We start from the raw sequence: 19010 nt of genomic DNA on the forward strand, positions 1-19010 counted from the left end.
CGTGGAGAGTGACGTCGCAGTCATCGGCGGGGGACTGGGGGCCGTCGCCGCCGCGCTGGCCGCCGCACGCGCCGGACGGCGTGTCCTGCTCGCCGCGCACGCCGACCGCCTCGGCGGCCAGGCCACCACCCAGCTTGTGCCCGCCCTCGACGAGCACCCCCACGTCGAGCAAGCCGGCATCTCCGCCTCCTACCGGGCCCTGCGGGAGCTGACCCGCGCCGCGTACGGCGGCCTGCCCAACCCCGGCGACGGCTGGGTGTCCCGCCTGTGCGCCGAACCCGTCGCGTTCGAACGGGCCCTGGAGACCCTCCTCGCCCCGCACGTCGACGCCAGCCGCCTCACCGTACTGCGCTCCCGCACGCCGATCCGCGCCGTGCGCGCCACGGACGGCACCGACCGCATCGCCGGGGTCGTCCTCGCCGGCCCCCGAGGCGACGAACTCACCGTCCGAGCCGAGGCGTTCTGCGACGCCAGCGAAGCGGGCGACCTGCTCCCGCTCGCCGGCGCCGACTGGGTGTGCGGCTCGGAGGGCACCGACGCCCACGGCGAGTCCCTCGCCCTGCCCGGCGGCCCGCACCCGGACGCCGTCCAGTCCTGCACCGTCGGCTTCGTCGTCGAACACCGCGCGGGCGAGGACCACACCGGGCCCGAACCCGTCGGGTACGCCGCGCTGCGCGACGCCCAGCCGTTCACGCTCGACATCGCCGGCTGGGACGACCGGACCCACCGCTACCGTGTGTTCACGGACGGCCCCGACGGCCACCCGCCGTTCTGGACCTACCGGCGGCTGCGCTCCGCGGCCCTGCTGGGCGCCCCGGAAGCCGCCCTGATCAACTGGTCCGGCAACGACTACGCCGCTTCCTCCTCTCTGGACGACCCGGCCGCCGCCTACACCCTCGCCAAGCACCTCAGCGCCGCGTTCCTGCACTGGCTGCGCACCGAGTGCCCCCGCGACGACGGCTCCGGCCGCGGCTACCCCGGCCTGCGGCTGCGTCCCGACATCGCGGGCACTCCCGACGGTTTCGCCGCCGAACCGTACCTGCGCGAGGCGCGCCGCCTGCGTACCGCCCGCGTCGTGCGCGAGCAGGACCTGACGCCCGTCACGGGCTCCGCACGGGCGGTCGCCATGCCCGACGCGTGCGGCGTGGCCAGCTACCACATGGACCTGCACGCACGCGTCGGCCACCCCGGCTCCGCCTACGCGCCGACAGCGCCCTTCCAGGTGCCGCTGTCCGCGCTCGTCGCCGAGAGCCCCGGCAACCTGCTCGCCGCGGCGAAGAACCTCGGTGCGACGCAGGTCGCCGCCGCCGCGTACCGCGTCCACCACGGTGAGTGGGCCGTGGGCGAGGCGGCGGGCGCCCTCGCCGCGCACGCCGTGGCCACCCACCGCAGCCTCTCCGCCGTCGTCGCCGACCCCCGCACGAGACTCGCCCTCCAGGCGAACCTCGTCGCGGACGGCGTACCCCTTGCCTGGCTTCTGGACGTCCCCACCGACGCGGAGGGCGGCGTCCCCGCCCACCTCCTGGTCGCGGCGGGCGGCCTCACCGGGCGCCGTCGGGCGGACCTGGCCGTACGTCCGCACGAACCGGCCACCGAAGCCGACCGGGCGGCCCTCCACGCCGCCGCCGAGCGCCTCACCGGCCGCCCGCTGACAGGGGTACCCGTGGCGGACGGCGACTCGTGGGCCGACCAGGTCCGCGCCGTCGGTACCGCCATCGGCCTCGCCCCGGAGCGGCCCGCACCGGCGGCGGGGCCCGCATGACCCCCCACAAGACCGCACCAACGAGGGAAAGGCCGACGGTGGAACAGCGCGAGGAGACACGGACGACGCCACGGGCCGAACGGCTGCCCAGGGCGGAGATCTTCCTGCGCGCCGTCGACGGCGGACTGGTGGTGTCCTGCCAGGCCCGCCCCGGCGAACCCCTGGACGAGCCCCACTTCATGGCGGTCCTGGCCCGGACCGCCGTGCTCGGTGGTGCCCGCGCGATCCGCGCCGAGGGCGTCGAGGACGTCGCCGCGATCCGCGCTGCCGTGGACGTGCCCGTCCTCGGCCTGTGGAAGGACGGCGACGCGGGCGTCTACATCACCCCCACGCTCCGGCACGCCCTCGCCGTCGCCGAGGCCGGCGCCGACGTCGTCGCCCTGGACGGCACCGCCCGCCCCCGCCCCGACGGCCGCACGCTGGAAGCCACCGTCGCCGCCCTGCACACGGCGGGCGTCGCCGTAATGGCCGACGTCTCCACGTTCGCGGAGGGCACCGCCGCGATCGAGGCCGGTGCCGACCTGGTCTCGACCACGCTGTCCGGCTACACCGCCGCCAGCCCCCGTCTGGACGGCCCCGACCTGCGACTGGTCGCCGACCTCGCCGCCGCCCACCCGGGCTTCCCCGTCATCGCCGAGGGTCGCTACCACACGCCCCGGCAGGCCGCCCTGGCGCTGGAGGCCGGCGCCCGGGCCGTCGTGGTGGGCGGCGCCATCACCCGCCCGCTGGACCTCACCGCCCGCTTCGCCGCGGCCCTCGCCCCGAAGGACGACTGAGAACATGACCGACCCCACCGCCGCCCCCGCCGAGTGCCACGTCGTCACCCACGTCCACTGGGACCGTGAGTGGTACCGCCCCTTCGAGGCGTTCCGCGCCCGTCTCGTCGAACTCGCCGAACAGGTGTGCGCGGAGCTCGACGACGGACGGCTCGGCTCCTTCCACCTCGACGGGCAGACGATCGTCCTCGCCGACATCGCGGCCCTGCGCCCCGATCTCGCCGACCGGCTGCGTTCCCACGCCGCCGCCGGGCGCCTGACCATCGGCCCCTGGCACGTGCTCGCCGACAACCAGCTCGTCTCCGGCGAGAACCTCGTCCGCAACCTCCTCGCCGCCCGCCGCTGGGCCTCGGGCGCGAACCTCGCCGACGTCGGCTACAGCCCGGACGCCTTCGGCCACCCCGCCGATCTGCCGCGCGTCCTCGCCGGGTTCGGCATGGACACCGCTCTGGTGTGGCGGGGAGCGCCCCCCGGCGTGGCACGCTTCCGCTGGAGGTCGCCGGACGGCTCCGAGGTGTTCGCCGTCAACCAGGCCTACCACGCCGCCGAGGTGCTGTGGCCCGCCCAGCACAGTGACGGGGGAGAGGACTCCCGTGTCGCGGAGTTCCTGACGGCCGAGCGCGACCGCCTGCCCGGCGGGCCCTGGCTGCTGATGAACGGCGGAGACCACCTCGCCCCCTCCGACGCCGCCGCCCGGGTCGCCGACGCCCGCCGGGCCGCCGCGGCCGAGGGGGTCACCCTCCGCGAGTCGACGCTGCAGGAGTTCTTCGCCGACGCTCGCAAGGCGGCCGCGGCCCACGGTCACCCGCCCCTGCACGAAGGCGAACTGCGCGTCCCCGGTGACCGGCTGACCTTCGTCCTGCCCGGCACCCTCTCCGCCCGCGTCGACATCAAGCAGGCCAACGCCGCCGCCCAGACCCTCCTGGAGCGCTGGGTCGAACCGGCCCTCGCCCTGCACGCCCCCGACGACGACACGCTCGCCGCCGAACTCCGGCACGCCTGGGAGCTGCTGCTGCGCAATGCCCCGCACGACTCGATCTGCGGATGCAGCGTCGACGCGGTCCACCGCGAGAACCACGTCCGCTACGAGCGGATCGGACAGATCGGCGAGCACCTTCTGCAGCGTGCCCTGCTGACCTCCGGGCTGGACACCCGGCTGTACGGGGAGCGGCCCGCCGAGGAGACGTCGTTCGCCGTCCTCAACCCGCACGGTGACGAGCACACCGGCCCCGTCACCGTCGAACTCCTCACCGCCGTCGGGCGATTCCCCGCCGAGGTCACCGGGCCCGACGGGCGGCCGGTGCCCTTCGAGGCCGAGGACCTGGGCGTCGAGACGTCCTTCGAGGCGGACCTGGAACTGCTGCCCGACTCCAAGCCGTCGCAGCGGCACCGACTGCGGCTGCGCGCCCACCGGGTGCCGGCACTGGGCCGCCGCCTGTACCGCGTGCGGCTCTCCGACGCCCCGGTCGAAGCCGCCGACCCGCACGACTCCCGCGAACTCGTCCTGGCCGACGGCAGCGTGGCAACCGTGGCGGACGACGCCTCCCTCACCCTCACCCGCCCCGACGGCACCGTCCTGACCGGCTTCGGCCGTCTCGTCGACGGCGGTGACAGCGGCGACACCTACAACTACGACCCGCCCCGCACCGACAGCCTCCGCACTCCCGCCGTGCGCACGGTGCGCCGCACCGTCTCCCCGGTGCGCACCACCCTGGAGATCGACGCGGTGCTCACCGTGCCGCGTGGCCTCACCGCCGACCGCGGCGCGCGCGGCGCCGATGAGGTGGAACTCCCGCTGCGGGTGAGTATCGCCTCGTGGCACGGTGAAGCCGCCCTGCGCTGGAACGTCGAGTTCGACAACGCCGCACGCGACCACCGTCTGAGGCTCCACCTGCCCACGCTCCACGGCACCGGCACCTGGACCGGCGACGGCCATTACGCCCTGGTCGAGCGCCCTGTGACCGCCGACCTGGGCCCGCTGCCCGACCGACCGGGCCACGAGGCGGTCTGCGCAGCCGCACCCGTGCAGTCCGCCGGCGCCATCGGCTTCGGCGCGGGCCGCGTCACGGTCGCGGCGCCGGGCCTGCCCGAGATGCGCGGCGTTCCCGGTGCGGACGCGGGCACCGAGGAAATGGTCGTCACACTGCTGCGCTCGGTGGGCTGGCTCTCCCGCTTCGACCTGCGCTCCCGGACCACCGGCGCCGGACCGATGCTGCCCACCCCCGACGCCCAACTGCCCGGCCACCGTGCCTTCACCTTCGCCACGGCCCTCGGGGCCCGGACCGGCCTGTCCGAGTTCGCCGCGTCCGTGCGGGTGCCGTTGCGTGCCGTGCAGATACGACCCGGTACGGAGGATCGTGGGTCGGCGCACGGAGTGGGCGTGTCCGGAGCCCTGCTGACCGCGCTGAAGCAGGCAGAGGACGGCCGGGGCCTGATCATCCGCGTCTCGAACCCCGCGCCGGAGACCACCGACGTCCGCGTGCGCATCCCCTCGGGCTCGAGCGTCGAAGTGTGCCGCCTCGACGAGACCCCGGACACCGCCGCCGTACGGCTGCCCGCCCCGGACGCGGACGGCGTCCTGCGCTGGAACGCCGCGCCGTTCTCCCTGACCACCTTGCGGCTGATCCGGACCTGACGGTTCGTCCGTGCCCGGCCCTGGCCGATCGTGCACGGTCGGCCGGGACCGCGCTGTTGGCGCGTCCAGGTCCGCCGGACCGCCTACTGGGCACTCGGCCGAGGTCGACTGGCCGGCCTCGCAGTCGAGGCGGAGTTGGTGGACATCCACTGGACCGAAAACCACACCCACCAGTCCGCCCGCTGGCATTCCGAGAACGCTGCCCCTCTTCCCCGGCGACCGTCGTCGCCGACGACCGGATGAAGGCCAACGACGCCTACCGACAGGCGTGCGAAGGAACGGCCCTGCTCTGGCAAGGCGACTTCCACAACGCCCGGCAACTTCTGCAGGCGATGGGCCGCCGAATCGACCGCAAGCCGCCCAGGCCCAGCACGTCCCCGAGCGAGAACTTCCACCTGCACCGACGCAGCAGCAGCCGCCGCACCCGCGTCCTCGGAAGGCTCCTGGTGCTGCTGGACGACGACTACGCGCTGGCGTCGCGCCGGGCCCCCGACGTCCGGCAGGCATGCCTGGAAGCCTACGGCCCCCACAGGGACCCACGGCAGTCTCTCTGCGGGAACTACTAGGAGTGATCGGTGCTCACCAGTGGCGTTTGAAAGAGGTCGACGTGCCGGCGCTCGGGGCTCGCATCCACCCCCACTACGGCGTGTTCGCACCCGTCAGAGGCGAGTACGTTGGCCTGGTCGCCCACACGCCACTGCCACCGACGACCCAGCACAGTCCCACAAGTACGGCATTCGACCTCGGCACGGGAACGGGCGTCCTCGCTGCGCTCCTGGCCCACCGCGGTGCCAACCGCGTCGTGGCCACCGACATGAGCTCCCGCGTCCTGACCTGCGCCAAGGAGAACGTTCACCGGCTCGCTCTGACCGACCGAATCGAGGTGTCGGGCCACGGCCTGTTCCCCGACGGCCGCGCCGACCTCGTCGTCTGCGACCCGCCCTGGCTCCCCGCCCGTCCGACCGGCCCTATGGAACAAGGCGTCTACGACCCGGACAGCATCATGCTCCATAGCTTCCTCGCCGGCCTCCGAACACGTCAGCAGTTGCTCGACGCCATCCAGGAAGCACAGCTCCGCGTTGTGGACAAGATGGATTCCAAGCCCCGTCACCCACGCTCCAAGGACGCTGCCGACCCACTCCACACAGCACGAAGCGCCGAGACCACGTCCCTCTGGCGTCTGACAACGTGACCGGTACCTGGACCACGCAACGACATCTCGCTTATCGGTTCGCCAGGTGAGTACATCCCGTGCGTGACTTCGCCGATCATGGGTCTCGTAGTCGCGTGCGAGTCGGCGGTGGTGCATCAGCCAGCCGACGGTCGGCTCGACCACCCAACGTCGGGTGATGACCTTGAACCGTTGACGCCGGGGTCGCGTTGGACGACCTCGAGGCATGCAGCGGCGGAAGCGATGCGTATGTGGCAGACGCGGTGCTATGAGACCAACAGAGCCAGCGTTTCCTTCGCGTTGTGCTCGGCGATTTCCTGCATCACCGTGCGGTGCGGGAAATCGCCATCGAGCAGGCGAAGGGGGCCAGCCACCAGTGAGAGACGCATCGCAAGCATGTAGAGGTCGAGCCGTGCCGGATCGAGTCCGGGGCGGGACAAGGCTGGGTGCTGGTCACCGAAACGAAGCTGCAGGAACACGTGCTCCCACTCGACATCGAAGAACATCAGGCCCTCAATGTCGATGAGGACGGGGTGGCCGGACGCATCGACCAGGACATGGTCGGGCCCGAGTTCTCCGTGAATCAGCCCGTGCTTCGTGCGCGGAGCCACTCGTGTGGCCAGCTCCTCCAGGCGGTCGTGCAAGGGGGCCGCGGCTGAGCTGATGCTGGGGTCGCGTTCGGCCGCCTCAGCGAGGTCCTCGATGGCACGTTCGAGTACCAGTTGCTCGCATGAATCGCCACTGGCTCTGTCGCCTCGATCGAGCACGTCCACCCTGCCGTAGTGCTGGCTGTGCTGCTGGTGCATCACGTCGAGCATTGCGGCCAGCTCGCTCAAGGTATGTGATGCGCGTGCGGGATCCGTCTTGAGGAGCGCCTCCAGAGTGCCACCGGCAACGTCCTCGACCACTGCCACGTCCGCCGGGTAGCGGCGTCGGCTGCCATCAGCGAGAAGCACTCCTGGAACCCGGACTCCAAGGCCGTCCAGTATCCGCTGGGCCGCCAGGAAGGAGGCCAGCCCGGAGGCGGGAGCGAAGGGGTGGGCCGGGTCGGTGGCTTCCGCAGCCGGCCAGAAGTTCTCGGCCTCGGCCCAGCTGTAGACGATCACACTTGCTGTGCGTGATTCGCTCGTGCGAACCCGGTAGACCCCCTTCTTGCTCCCGCCGCGCAACCGGTCCACTCCGACCACGCGGGCCTCCGCCCCCAGTGCCTCATGCACGATCCCTGACAAGGCTTCACTGAGCCTTTTCCACGTGATCAGGTGGCGAGTTCGAGGCGACGACGGCGCGGACGACGGTGGTGATCTGGGTGGTGCTGCAGCGAAGCTTCCGCAGGAGCCGCCAGCATTTGAGGGTGGCCATGGCACGTTCGCCGAGGCTGCGGATCTTGGCGTGATCGTGGGTCTGACGCCGGCGCCAGCCGCGCAGATTCTTGTCTCGGAACGGGACGCGGACCGCAGGACCTGCGCCCTGATACGCCTTGTCCGCCCAGCACTTGACGGCGTCGGCGGCGAGAGCGTCGGGAATGCCGTGGGTCCTGGCCGCGGTCAGATCGTGCACGGCTCCGGGTAGCGCGTCCGAGACCCAGACCAGACGGCCGGCTGGATCCGCGAGCACTGGCACGTTCATGCCGTGGTGCTTCTTCTTCCCCGAGTAGTACGGGCGGTCGGCGGCGATGCGGTCGATCGGCAGCACGGTGCCGTCGAGGATCACGTACGCCTTCTTCCGCGCGGTCTCCATGGCCTGTTCGAGCGTGGGAGCGAGGGCGGCCAGGAGGTCGACGGCCTCGCGTATGCAGCGGTAGGTCGTGGCGATCCCGATGCGGAAGCCTGCGGCAAGGCGCGCGTAGGTGTCGCCGCAGCGCAGGTGGGCCAGGACGAGCAGGGCCTGCCGGCCGCAGGTCAGGCGACGCCAGCGGGAGCCGATGCGGCGGCGGTGACCTGCGAGGAGACCGGAGAGGTGCTGCAGGGTGCGGCTGGACAGATCGATGCCGGACGGGTAGACAAGCACGCGAAAACTCCTGGCGGACTGGTGATCTTGGTCGTGAACCCGTCTATCAGGAGCTTTCTTCATGTCCGCCGCCGGTGCCGCACGTCCAACCACCCATCAGGTCAGAAACGGCTGACTGAGAGGATGCTGTGCCATGACCGGACCGATCAGTGAGTCGTGGACGCGAATCGAGAACTGGCTGGCAGAGTACGCGCCGGCGACCTACGCCGCGCTGGCACCGCCTGCGGATCCGGCGGACATCGCCGCAGTCGAACATGTCATCGGCCACCCGCTGCTGAAGCCCTTGGTGGTGTCGCTGCTGCGACACGACGGTTTCCTCAACCAGTTTCGGGGCTCGCTGCTGCCAGGGCGCTACAGACCGATAAGTGCACGCGAGATAGCGGCTGCGTGGCAACTCCTCACCGGCTTCTACGACAAGTGCGAGGCTGATGAGAAAGGAAAGGAGGCGGACAACGACTTCATGAAGCTAGGGTTCAGCAGCGTCCTGTACGGACACCCGCAGTTGATCCCCATCGCGCGGGATCTCGGCGGAGGGCACATCGTGCTGGACCACCGTCCCGAAATCGACCGGGGGCGCGTCCACGAAGCCGAGGCCGTGGAAGGCGTTATGCGCCTGTCACATGAGATGTGGACGTCTCTGCCGGCGCTCATGGAGGCGATCGCCACGTCTCTTGAGACCGGCCAGCCACTCAACGGCAACATGCCGGTAGTGGACGAGGAGCAGAGGCTGTACTGGGACTCCATACCGCTGCGCAATGACCGGACCCTGCATCGATCATGACACATCAGAGGCGGATAGTGAGGATCTGAGCCTCGGACGCGCTACCCGGGGCCGTGCACGATCTGACCGTGGCCCGGACCCACGGCACCCCCGACGCTCTCGCCGCCGCCGACACCAAGTGCTGGGCGGACAAGGCATACCAGGGCGCAGGCTATGCCGTCCGCGTCCCGTTCCCGGGCAAGGGCCTGCACGGCTGGCGGCTGTCACGCCCGCGTTCACTGCCAAGATACGCGACCTCGTCGAGCGTGCCATGGCCACCCCTCACATGCTGGCGGCTCGTGCGGAGCTCCGTCGCAGCACCACCCGGATCACCGTTGTCGTCCGTGCCGTCGCCGCCCTTGAATTGGCCACCTGATCAAGATGGAAACGGCTCAGTGTCTCGTGTGTCCAAGATCAGGGGTCAAGGCCCATGCGAGATTTCGTGCCTCGTTCACCGTGCAGCATCTTCACCCCGGTCTTTGGATGCCGACTCGGGTCCTTTCAGCGTGCGGTGCAGTTCTTGCCGGTTGTCTCACGTTGCGGATACGGCCCGTCGGGTGTGGTGCCGTGCAGCCAGTCGGTGATCCATTCGGCCAGTGACTGTCCAACGGGGGCCAGGGCGTGTGCGGTGCAGCAGAGGTTGGGGTCCCAGTCCCACATCTGTCCGTCGGCCGTCTTGAAGTCGATCAGTGCCCACATGGCGCAGCCCCGGTCCATGAGCGGGACGATGCCCGGAGGCAGGGGATGCTCGGGATCAGCGAAGTCGTGATACGCCTCGGTGATGTCGGCGCAGTCGCTGAACCAGTCGCGGGTGTCCGTTAGGGACACCGCCTCCCACGATCCGAATCCGCCGTTGGCGACTTCGAGGTAGAGCCTGCGTAGAAGCCGGGGCATCAGGTGTCCCACCATCTGTTCCACCGCCCGGACGTCATCCGTGGACGCGGGGTCGGGCAATTCCTGGTCGGCAACATGCGCACGGACAGCCAGGATGAGGTCGTCGTCAGTCACAAGCAAATCTTCGGTCACCTCAGTCCGCGTGTCTATGGGCGAATGGCCTGTTCAACGCTTCCTCGAGGAGCTTCAAGCATCGCAGTTCGGATCTTGCGGACGGCCGCGTCGGCGACGCTGCCCAAGCAGCACCAAGGACCTGTGGCCCGTGCGGTGTCCTCGCCTGTGAACCTACAGACCAGGGCCCGGTTCCTGGCGTACGAGTGAACCAGCGGCGGGGTGCACGATGCGATCAGGGTCGTCCAGGCCACCGAACCCGGCACCTGCCAGGTGACCGTGGCCGGGAACTCGACGTGGCCACCGCGCCGGAGGCCCGTACGGCCCTTCGCACGGTGCTCGCCGACCACCAGCATGTGGTGCTCGACCTCAGCTTGTTAAGGCCGTCGACACGGCGAGGGAGCGCGTAGCCGAGTACCTGCTGGCCGCGCGGCTGGAGCATCTGCATGAGGGGTCCACCGCCCGGTCCGCGAGGCCTGCTTCGTGGACGGAGCGGCTGCCCGGCCTCGCCGCGCGCCCGCTGGACGGCGACGCCACCGGGGCGGTGACCGCATGACCGGCGAGCTCAGCGGCGTCGACCTCGCCCGCCAGACCCTGGTCGCGGCCCGGGAGGCGGCGACGAAGAACGGCGCCAACCAGACGAAGAAGCCGAAGCGGCGCACCACCACCGTCGTACGCTGTGACGGGCGCGAGCCGCTCGGGCTCGGTGCGGCGATCGGCATGATGATGACCGAGCGCGGCATGGTCGCCCCGGCCGCCGGCGGATCCGTCCTCGCCGGCTTCGACGCCATCCTCGCCGCGTCCGTGCCCGAGCTCGCCGGGCGCGTGAAGCCGCGGCGTTCGACGCGGACACCGGCCGCCTGGACGCCGTCCCCGACGCCCCGGCCGTCGGCACGAAGCTGCGCTGGAGCGCACCGAAGTTGATCGCGGCGCTGCGCCCGCGCGTCCGACCGCCGGCCGCCCGACGACGACGTTGTCGCGACACCCGGCGGCGCAGAAGGCCGCGAAGTCCGCCGTCGCCCCGCGTGCCCTCGATGAGCTGTCCTGGGCGGGCCGGCGAGTCAGCCGCCGCGCCGGGAGCGCCCTCGCCCGAGGTGGCGTGGCAACCGTGCGGGCAAAGGTTCTCCAGCGCGGGAGGCGGGCGCATCACCGGTGGTTTCCGCTCTGGACGGGGCGGGACCTGCCAGGGCGCCCGGAGGGGTTGAGGAAACTGATGTTGCTGTCAGAGGTTGTGAAGTGCACTACTGAACGCCCAGAACGCCAACCAGCACGAGGACTCCGCACAAGGTCATCCCGGCTCCGACTACCACCGGCATAACTCGAGCCATTGCGGGCTGTTGGCGATTGGCCCGGCCAAAGACGTTGGGCTTTTGCATCGCGCGTCTGGCGAATGCCTGGCTTCCGAGTATCAGCACGAGCCCAACGATTATCGCACCGAGTCCTACTAGCGTGCGTTCTTCCATCGGTTCCTCCCAACCACGGTGCTCCGCCACCAGGCGTGGCTCTGGGGCAGAGGAAAGCTCACCTGTTCCGCTTCCGAAGGAGCCCGACGACAATGATCACGGCGAAGACCACGGCAACTGCGATAAGGACGTACAGCAGCGGCCCTGTGACCGGCTCCTTGCCTTCTGCGGCGAAGGTTGTGAGAAACATTTCCCTCTCCTGCCAATGAGGGCCGGGGGCGGCGAACAGCCACCCCCGGCGCGTTGCGATCAGAACTGGACTTGCAGCCCGCCCGAGCACTTGGGAGTGGACGCTCTCGGGCCGCCTACGCCGCCCGTCCCGGCGAATGAGCCTCCCTGCGCGATCTGGAAGCCGACGCTGCCGAATGCGGCCTGGCACTTGCCGTAGGCAGAAGGTCCGGCGCTGGCGTCGCCGGTGCTTTCCTCATAGCCGCCGGAAACGCCGGGAGATCCGACTCCGATGTTGAAGAACCCGCCTCCTTCGCCCTGGTCGTCTTCCGCGTAGCCGCCTCCGACACACACCCAGAAGCAGGCCTCTCCTCCGATCTGCCAGGCGGCCAGGCCGCTGGGGTCGATGCGGTTGACGGGGTCGCCTTCGGCGTAGAGGTAGGGGTTCTTCTCCTGGCCGGAGGGGTCGGGGCTGGTGAAGCGGCCGATGTTGGGGTCGTAGTAGCGGGCCGCGTAGTGGTACAGGCCGGTGGGGTCCTGGTAGCCGCCGGCGAACCGGTAGGGCTGGGGGACCTTCTCGGTGGTGGTGCGCTGCACGCCGCGGGGGCTGTAGGCATACGTGTTGACCTTGGCACCGGTCTCGTCGGCGAGCGCGATGACGGAGCCGAGCGCGTCGGTGAGGTAGTAGTACGACTTGCCCCCGGTCGTCATGGAGTTCAGCGTGCCCCGGGTTCCCGGTTGAATCCCATGTCCACGCCTGCCGTGGTCTTGGCGGCCAGGCCGATCGGGCCGTTGTGGAAGAAGGTGTCGCCGAGCTTGATGCGCTCGCTCTGGTCGGTCGAACCGTACTGCCCGGCGTAGGTCTTGCCGCCGACGGTGATCGACGTCATCTGGCTGTAGTCGGACCAGGTCTCGCCGGTGCGGGTGCCCTCGGGCGTCGAGGCGCCCGCGGTCTCGTTGCCGACCTTGTCGTAGGACCAGTTGGCGGAGGAGCCGTTTTTGGCGGTGACCTGCTGGGCGTCGTTGACCGTGTAAGTGGTGCCGCGCGGGCAACTGGGGTCGACGCCCTGGCTGGTGAGGTTGCCGGCCTGGTCGTAGCAGTACTGCCAGGAGGCATTGAGCGTGGTGCCCTTCTCCTCCTTGGCGTAGGAGAAGCGGCCGGCGCTGTCGTAGGTGAAGGTGGTCTTCAGGCCGGTGACCGCGTCGGTGCGGGTGCGGATCTTGGCGCCGTCCGTGCCCGCGTTCGAGTACCAGTATGCGAGGTCCACCAGGGTGCCCTTCGGCGAGGTCGCCTTGATCTTCTCCGGGCGGCTGGACTTGTCCGGTGTCACCGTCTGGACGGTGCCGCCCGGGTAGGTGGTCGTGGTGCGGAAGTCGTTGGCGTCGTACTTGTACGTGGTGGTCTTACCGGTCGGGTCCTTCAGCTCGGTGAGCTTGTTGACCTCGTTCCAGGTGTAGTCGGTGACGCCGGCCGGGTCCTGGTAGGTGTCGACGTTGCCGGCCGGGGTGTAGGTGAGCTTGGTCTGCGAGCCGTTCTGCAGTGTGCGGACCGTCTCCCTGGACAGCGGGTCGAACTCGTACTTCGTGACCCCGGTGCTGTCGTCGCGCTGGCGCAGGTTGCCGTCGCCGTCATAGTGGTAGCGCACCGTGGCGTTGGTCGAGGAGACCAGCACGACCCGGTCGCGGTTGTCGTACTCGTACACTGTCTTGATCCCACGGCCGTCGGTGACCGTTTCGGGGCGGCCGAGCGCGTCGTAGGTGTAGGTGGTGTCGCCCAGCGGGGCGGGCGGGTCCACCTTGGACAGGTTGCCCTTGGCGTCGTAGTCGAACGAGGTGGACACCGACTTGGTGTCCGACATGGTGGTGGTGACCTTGCAGGTCTGGCCTTCGAAGCCATCGCAGGCCGGGGTTGCCGGGTTGTAGTCGAAGGAGCGCTTGCCGCCTCCGGTGCCCGTGACGGCCACGGATTTGGTGTTGCCGGCGGTGTCGTAGGTGTAGTCGGTCTTCTCGCCGTCGGCGCTGGTGAACGACTTCGGCAGGTCCGCGCCGGCGATGGTCTGATACCCGGTCAAGGACGCGGTGGCTCCGGTGGGCAGTTCGGCGGAGGTGGGGTTGTTGCGTCCGTCCCAGCCGTAGGCGGTGACGTTGCCCGCGCCGCCGCCGACGCCCATGGCGTCCTCGGCGGTGTCGATGTTGTGGTTGGCGTCGAAGGTCCGCTTCCGTGTGTGCCCGAGTGCGTCAGTGACCTTGGCGACGCCGCCGTCCGCGTTGTGCTCGTACTTCGTCGCGTGCTGCTCGGGGTCGGTGGCCGTCGTCGTCCCGGCCGCCGACGGGTCGGCGTTGGAGTAGGCGTAGGTGTAGGTGGGGCCGGTGTGCCCGGCCGCGGCGTCGAACTCGGTGGCGCGCAGCATGGAGCGGACGCGGTTCTCATCGTCGTAGGTGAAGACCGTGACCCGCCCCTCCGGGGTGGTGATCTTCGTCAGGCGGCGGGAGGAGTCGTAGTCAAAGACGGTGGACTTGCCGTCGGTGTCGGTGGTCTTGGCCAGGTCGCCGGCCGGGTTGAGGCCAAAGACGGCGGTGCGGCCGGTGTGGTCCTTTGCCTGCCACTGGCTGGCGTCAGTCTTGACCAGGTCGATCCAGCGGCCTGAGCGGGTCTCGGTGAGCTTGAAGCCCTTGTGCTCCGTGCCCTCGTCGTGCTGGTCGATCGTGATGGTGCCGTTGTTCTTGTCGGTGACTTTGGTCAGCGTGCCGTGCTCGTTGTAGGTGTCCTTGGAGCCGGACTTGCGGTCGGTCAGGGTGTAGGTGCTGTCCGCGTTCTTCTTCAGGTCCTTGGAGTAGCCCTTGGGCGTGGTGAAGGTGCCGTCGGCGTTCTCGGTGTAGCGGACGGTGGCGCCGGTGGCGTCGTAGAGGACGACCTCACCAGAGAAGAGCTGGAGGTAGCGCTCGTACTCCTGCCACCACCGCTGGGACACCTTGCCCCAGGGCGCGTCGAAGGAGTTGTACGTCCGCGCCAGGCGCAGCGTCTTGCCTACGCCGGCGATCTCGAAGTCGGTCGCGGCAAGCATGAGGTTGCCGGTGGAGAGGTTGATCCTTGCTACCAGCGAGTCGGTGATCCGGAAGTCCGAGATCTGGTGCCAGGGCACCGCGCCCTGGTCCTCCGGGACGTACACCGTCGGAGCGGCGTCGGCCGCCGCCGACCGCAACGAGCCCTTCGGCGGCTGCGGGATCTCACCGGTACGTGCACGTTCCTTCTGCTCGGCCCGCCACGCGGCCTGCTCCTTGGTCGGTTCGGCCTCCGCCTCACCGGGTACCGGCTTCGTCTTGCCGGCCTTGACCGGAGGGACCTCGAAGTCGGTCTTCTTGCCCCACGCCGACGTCGGGCCCGGATCCGCCGGCTCGGGTGTCGGCCCGGCGAACACCGGGGCCACCGGGGCGACCAGTGACAGCGCCGCCAGGGCCGCTATAAGCCCGTAACGCGAGGATCTCCGGGCACGCCGAAACGGCGTGCTTCCAGCACGCGAATGCATCAGCTTCCCCCCACAGGAAGTCAGGCCCGGCAACCCCAGCGGTCACCAGAGACGCACAAGCTGTCACAAGAAGCACACAAACCGGCGCAGCGTCCCCTCGAACTGACTTTCCACGCAGGCCGGAATCAGCCCAGCCGTTTGCCGAGCACAAACGGAGCTTTCCGGGATTTTTGGTCTCAGAAGATGGGCGGTATAGCCGCATCTACCGGCACTGTGCGTCGCAGAGATGACCGGAATCCTTCGGCACCGCAGCCCTATGGCGTGCCCGGCCTGTGGTGGCGGGCGCGCAGCATCCGGCCCAGCACCTGGCGCATCGGCGGGGGCCGGCGGGGGCCGACGGTGGTGTCCACCAGATGCCGGGCCACGGTGTGCAGCTTGGTGTTGCTGTGCTGGGAGACGCCCACCAGAACCTCCCAGGCTTCCTCGGGTGTGCAGCGGCCGATCGCCATGATCATGCCGCGCGCCTGGTCGATCACCGGCCGGGACGCCAGGGCCTGGCGCCACTGCGCGTTCTCCGCACGCAGCCGCTCCAGCTCCGCGCGCCTTTCCCCGGCGGGGTCTGCATCGTCGCTGGCGCGGTTGGGTCTCACAGCTGTCCGCCTACCCGGCCATGGTCCGGTAGGCCTGTTGGCCGTGCCACCCTTGGCGGCCGTTACGCGTTGGGGTCGGCAGCGCTGATACCGCCCAGGGCGGGGGCCGGGCCGCGTTCGACGGCCAGGTCGCCGAGGGCGACGATGCCGACCGGTCGGCCGTTGTCGACGACCGGCAGGCGACGCAGCGCCTTGGACCGCATCAGCTGCACCGCCCGGTCGACGTCGTCGTCCGGGGCGACGGCCATAGACCTGTTGGACCCGAGGGGGCCAACGGCTGCTGAACAGCAACGAAGAAGCCGCCGGTGCCGCCGGGGGCTTCGCTGTGCCCAGGGTTTAGGGAGCGGTCGGCACGCGCAGGTCGCGCAGCATCACCGAGAAGTTCGGGGAGTCGGGGAACGGCTGCCGGTTGCCGATCTTCCGGTAGCCCCACGACTCGTACAGCGCCTCGACCTTCGGGTGGTCGGGGTCCACGAGGAGCACCGCCAGGGCCTCGGGCCTGTCCTCGAGGAGTGCGGCGTGCAGCCGCTCGGCGGTCCCGGTCTTGCGCCAGGTCGGGCGCACCATCAGCTCCGACACCGAGAAAGTGGAGTCGTCCGCCGGCGGCTCGCTCAGGTGCTCGCGCCACCACTCCCTGCCCGCGGTCGCCGGGGCGCCGTACGCGAACCCGACCGGTTCGTCGCCGTCGTAGCCGATGACGCAGGCGAACCCGGGATGGCCGCCCCAGTGGTCCACGAACCAGGGGAAGCGCTGGTTGAACTCGTCGTCCATCTCGTCGGCGTAGGCGTCCGCGTGTACGTCCAACAGGGTCTGCCGGATGACCGGCAGGTCCTCGTGGCCGAAGCGGCGGAGTTCAACGGCTGTGGTGGTCAAGAGCTGCTCCATTCGGTCCGGTAGCGGTCCATCCACTCATGCGCGATGTGCGCGGAGGGAGCACGGGCGATCAGGTCACGCTGGAAGTCACCGAGGAGCAGCCGCATCCGTCCGGGCAGCGGCGTGCCCGCCATGATCTCGAAGACCTGGCCGCTGGTGGCGCACGCCTGCTCGACGTCGTCCTGGTGCAACTGCGCGAGAGCGAGCCGGGCCGTGGTGTGGGCGCGGTTGCGCCGGTAGGTCTCCGGCAGCGCGGCGAGCGCCCGGTGGGATGCGGCTTCCGCCTGGGCCGGGTGGCCCACGACGTCCCGCACAATCGCGGTCAGCGACTACAGCTCCGCAGGCCCGTAGAAGGCGATCCAGGTGGCCCGCGGTTGTGTCAGGTCGCCCTTCGCCAGAGCATCCTCGGCCCGACCGAGGCAGCTCAGCGCAGCGCGGTTCTCGCCGTTGTGCGCGAGACCGGCAGCGGTACGGGCGTAGGCGAGGGAGGCGTGCAGCGGGCTGCGCCGGGCGATAGCCGTCGCCTGGGCGGCCTGGGAGGACGCCACTGCCTCGGGGTAGTCGCGGCGCTGCCGGGCGAGCATCGCCCGCAGGTTCCACACCTGCATGGCCATCTCGGAGTCCTGAGCGAGGCCCGCGAGCGTGAGCGCCCGGTCCAGGTGGCGGCCGGCACCGTCGAGCCGTCCGGCGTCGATCAGGGACCATGCGGCCGTCGCGGTGAAGTCGGAGGCGAGCGCGAACAGCCGTTGTCGCACGCGCTGGGTGGTGGACTGCTTCTGCAGTCTCAGCGCCTCGGCGGCCCCGTCGAGGGCGGCCTGCTCCAGGCCGTGGCCGCCGCGTTCGGCGTCGAGGGCGACCAGGCGCTCGACGTCGTCGCGTAACCGGATCACATCGGAGGTGCCGACCCGCGAGGGCCGGGCGGAGACCGGAGAGGCGAGGGGTATGACGGCGGCGGCCGCGGTGCCGGCGGATGCGCCGAAGAACTGGCGACGGCGCACGTCAGGGTCCTCCGGTAGTGCTGGTGGAACGGACTTGGACTTCCCCCGGGGCACGAACCCTAGAGCCGTGGCGGGCAGGCCGGTGACGATCTCCAGGCCCCGGCGCTGGCGTCCCTGCGGCCACCGGTTCTCACCGGACAGCCAGCGGTACACCGTGCGCTCTGACGTCGTGCCGTCCCGGCCGGTGAAGGCGCCGATGGCCTTGTTGACCGCTTCGGCAAGCTCCTCCGTCGCCGTCTGGTGCTTCTTCAACCAGGCGGCTAAGGGTTCGTTTCTGGTCTCCGCCACGACAGCACGGTAGGGCGTGCGCCCGGATGACGGCAGGTAACGGAAGAGCCAATTCGTCGGTCGGCCCGTGGCAGGTCCGGCCGACTTCGTCATGCACCCCGGGCGGTGACGGACGGTTAGGTGTCGTGTACGGCCCCGCCGCGCCTCGTTCCCCCCGTGCGAGCGCGGCGGGGCGCCGACCCGATCCACCTGCTGAGGCAGCGATGACCAGTGCAGGAACGTCACAGGAAGAGACCGCCGCGTCAGCCGTCCCGGCCCCTGCTGCGGCCGTGCTGTACGTGTGTGCGGAGCGGAGCAAGCTGACCCCTACGCTCGCGGCCGACCGCGCCGAGGCGGAGGGGCGCGCGTTCGCTGCGGCTCGCGGGCTGCTGACTCTCACTTCCGTGCCACAGGCGATTCTCATTCCGATGTCATCTGAGAGATGTCCATCGCCCGCTAGTTGTTGGGGCGTCATGTGACTACTGCAGACGCAATATGAGAACTGTTGACGCAGGCACCTGAGAATCGCCTGTTCAGTTCACTGAGAATCACAATACGAAGACGGTTGTGACCTGCTGTTTCTTCCTGAAGGTAGCGAGATGGTCTTCACACGCCCCCACGCCGACGGCGCTCGCGTGTGCTGTACCTGGGCCAACCGACGATACGTCACTCCCGCTAGCGCGGGCTCAACGCGACGTAGACGCGGATCTTGGCGTGGTCCGACGAGTCATCCCCGCTAGCGCGGGCTCTACGACAACTGCCGCGTTCATTCGGAGCTGGAGGAGGAATCATCCCCGCTCGCGCGGGCCCTACTGGGAGATGGCCAACTCTCGGGCCGACATGGCCGGATCATCCCCGCTAGGCCGTGTCTGACAAATGATCACGATGGGGGTGACCGCCTCGTGTGAAGAGAAGATGCCTTTCGTCCAGGCCAACGATCTACGCTGGCTCGATGGGCAACGATCGACGCGTCCGTCACCTCGTGGTCAATGAGGCCGTCTGGCGTTG

The 19010-nt window shown here is 70.0% G+C and carries 14 protein-coding genes and 3 pseudogenes; 6 read left to right on the top strand and 11 right to left on the bottom strand.

Annotated features, from left to right (window positions below):
* The first annotated feature begins 1 nt into the window (after position 1).
* From ACFCZF_RS05760 to ACFCZF_RS05775, 4 genes and pseudogenes are all read left to right on the top strand, one after another.
* On the top strand, positions 2-1762 hold the full coding sequence (locus ACFCZF_RS05760; RefSeq protein WP_376670599.1) for an FAD-dependent oxidoreductase: 1761 nt from the start codon (positions 2-4) through the stop codon (positions 1760-1762).
* Positions 1763-1845: 83 nt separating this feature from the next.
* The gene (locus ACFCZF_RS05765; protein WP_376670600.1) at positions 1846-2538 is read left to right on the top strand and encodes an N-acetylmannosamine-6-phosphate 2-epimerase; all 693 of its coding nucleotides are present in this window, start codon (positions 1846-1848) and stop codon (positions 2536-2538) included.
* A 4-nt stretch (positions 2539-2542) separates the two neighbouring features.
* Positions 2543-5173, top strand: coding sequence for a glycosyl hydrolase-related protein (locus ACFCZF_RS05770; RefSeq protein ID WP_376670579.1), 2631 nt, complete (start codon positions 2543-2545; stop codon positions 5171-5173).
* Between the two features lie 135 nt (positions 5174-5308).
* Positions 5309-6365: pseudogene (locus ACFCZF_RS05775) on the top strand (50S ribosomal protein L11 methyltransferase).
* A 65-nt stretch (positions 6366-6430) separates the two neighbouring features.
* Here ACFCZF_RS05775 and ACFCZF_RS05780 read toward each other — a convergent pair.
* The 3 genes and pseudogenes from ACFCZF_RS05780 to ACFCZF_RS05790 form a co-directional block, all read right to left on the bottom strand.
* Positions 6431-6548 (bottom strand): annotated as a pseudogene (locus ACFCZF_RS05780) (IS5/IS1182 family transposase); the annotation flags it as partial.
* 62 nt (positions 6549-6610) lie between these two features.
* Positions 6611-7531: a phosphotransferase family protein gene (locus ACFCZF_RS05785; RefSeq protein ID WP_376670580.1), complete on the bottom strand. Its 921-nt coding sequence runs from the start codon at positions 7529-7531 to the stop codon at positions 6611-6613.
* 46 nt (positions 7532-7577) lie between these two features.
* Complete coding sequence (locus ACFCZF_RS05790; protein ID WP_376670581.1) at positions 7578-8351, bottom strand: transposase family protein; 774 nt, start codon at positions 8349-8351, stop codon at positions 7578-7580.
* 133 nt (positions 8352-8484) lie between these two features.
* Between ACFCZF_RS05790 and ACFCZF_RS05795 the strand changes: the two genes are divergently transcribed.
* Positions 8485-9132 (top strand): SMI1/KNR4 family protein, encoded by a 648-nt coding sequence (locus tag ACFCZF_RS05795; protein ID WP_376670582.1) that lies wholly within the window; start codon positions 8485-8487, stop codon positions 9130-9132.
* A gap of 480 nt (positions 9133-9612) precedes the next feature.
* Here ACFCZF_RS05795 and ACFCZF_RS05800 read toward each other — a convergent pair whose 3' ends face one another.
* Positions 9613-10119, bottom strand: a complete 507-nt coding sequence (locus tag ACFCZF_RS05800; protein WP_376670583.1) for an SMI1/KNR4 family protein — start codon at positions 10117-10119, stop codon at positions 9613-9615.
* A gap of 549 nt (positions 10120-10668) precedes the next feature.
* On the opposite strand from ACFCZF_RS05800, the gene ACFCZF_RS05805 reads away from it, so the two are divergent.
* Positions 10669-11040 (top strand): hypothetical protein, encoded by a 372-nt coding sequence (locus ACFCZF_RS05805; RefSeq protein ID WP_376670584.1) that lies wholly within the window; start codon positions 10669-10671, stop codon positions 11038-11040.
* Positions 11041-11637: 597 nt separating this feature from the next.
* Here ACFCZF_RS05805 and ACFCZF_RS05810 read toward each other — a convergent pair.
* The 7 genes and pseudogenes from ACFCZF_RS05810 to ACFCZF_RS05840 all read right to left on the bottom strand — a co-directional run bounded on the left by ACFCZF_RS05810 (position 11638) and on the right by ACFCZF_RS05840 (position 18023).
* Entirely contained in the window at positions 11638-11769 is a 132-nt protein-coding gene (locus ACFCZF_RS05810) for a hypothetical protein (protein WP_376670585.1), read from the bottom strand.
* Between the two features lie 59 nt (positions 11770-11828).
* Positions 11829-15211 (bottom strand): annotated as a pseudogene (locus ACFCZF_RS05815) (RHS repeat-associated core domain-containing protein).
* Positions 15212-15528: 317 nt separating this feature from the next.
* A complete protein-coding gene (locus ACFCZF_RS05820) occupies positions 15529-15864 on the bottom strand; it encodes an ANTAR domain-containing protein (protein ID WP_376670586.1) in 336 nt (111 codons plus the stop codon).
* Positions 15865-15926: 62 nt separating this feature from the next.
* Positions 15927-16112 (bottom strand): CBS domain-containing protein, encoded by a 186-nt coding sequence (locus tag ACFCZF_RS05825; RefSeq protein ID WP_376670587.1) that lies wholly within the window; start codon positions 16110-16112, stop codon positions 15927-15929.
* An 88-nt stretch (positions 16113-16200) separates the two neighbouring features.
* Entirely contained in the window at positions 16201-16749 is a 549-nt protein-coding gene (locus ACFCZF_RS05830; RefSeq protein ID WP_376670588.1) for a GNAT family N-acetyltransferase, read from the bottom strand.
* On the bottom strand, positions 16734-17039 hold the full coding sequence (locus tag ACFCZF_RS05835) for a hypothetical protein (RefSeq protein WP_376670589.1): 306 nt from the start codon (positions 17037-17039) through the stop codon (positions 16734-16736). Before ACFCZF_RS05835 ends, ACFCZF_RS05830 begins: the two co-directional genes overlap by 16 nt.
* A gap of 27 nt (positions 17040-17066) precedes the next feature.
* Positions 17067-18023 (bottom strand): XRE family transcriptional regulator, encoded by a 957-nt coding sequence (locus ACFCZF_RS05840; protein WP_376670590.1) that lies wholly within the window; start codon positions 18021-18023, stop codon positions 17067-17069.
* Positions 18024-19010: the final 987 nt, after the last annotated feature.

The organism is Streptomyces sp. NPDC056296, assembly GCF_042268605.1.
Lineage (GTDB): Bacteria > Actinomycetota > Actinomycetes > Streptomycetales > Streptomycetaceae > Streptomyces.

Excerpts from the sequence above, each read along its gene's own strand:
- ACFCZF_RS05770 (WP_376670579.1), top strand. The coding sequence starts at position 2,543 with ATGACCGACCCCACCGCCGCCCCCGCCGAGTGCCACGTCGTCACCCAC.
- ACFCZF_RS05795 (WP_376670582.1), top strand. The coding sequence starts at position 8,485 with ATGACCGGACCGATCAGTGAGTCGTGGACGCGAATCGAGAACTGGCTG.
- ACFCZF_RS05805 (WP_376670584.1), top strand. The coding sequence starts at position 10,669 with ATGACCGGCGAGCTCAGCGGCGTCGACCTCGCCCGCCAGACCCTGGTC.
- ACFCZF_RS05810 (WP_376670585.1), bottom strand. The coding sequence starts at position 11,769 with ATGTTTCTCACAACCTTCGCCGCAGAAGGCAAGGAGCCGGTCACAGGG.
- ACFCZF_RS05825 (WP_376670587.1), bottom strand. The coding sequence starts at position 16,112 with ATGGCCGTCGCCCCGGACGACGACGTCGACCGGGCGGTGCAGCTGATG.
- ACFCZF_RS05830 (WP_376670588.1), bottom strand. The coding sequence starts at position 16,749 with ATGGAGCAGCTCTTGACCACCACAGCCGTTGAACTCCGCCGCTTCGGC.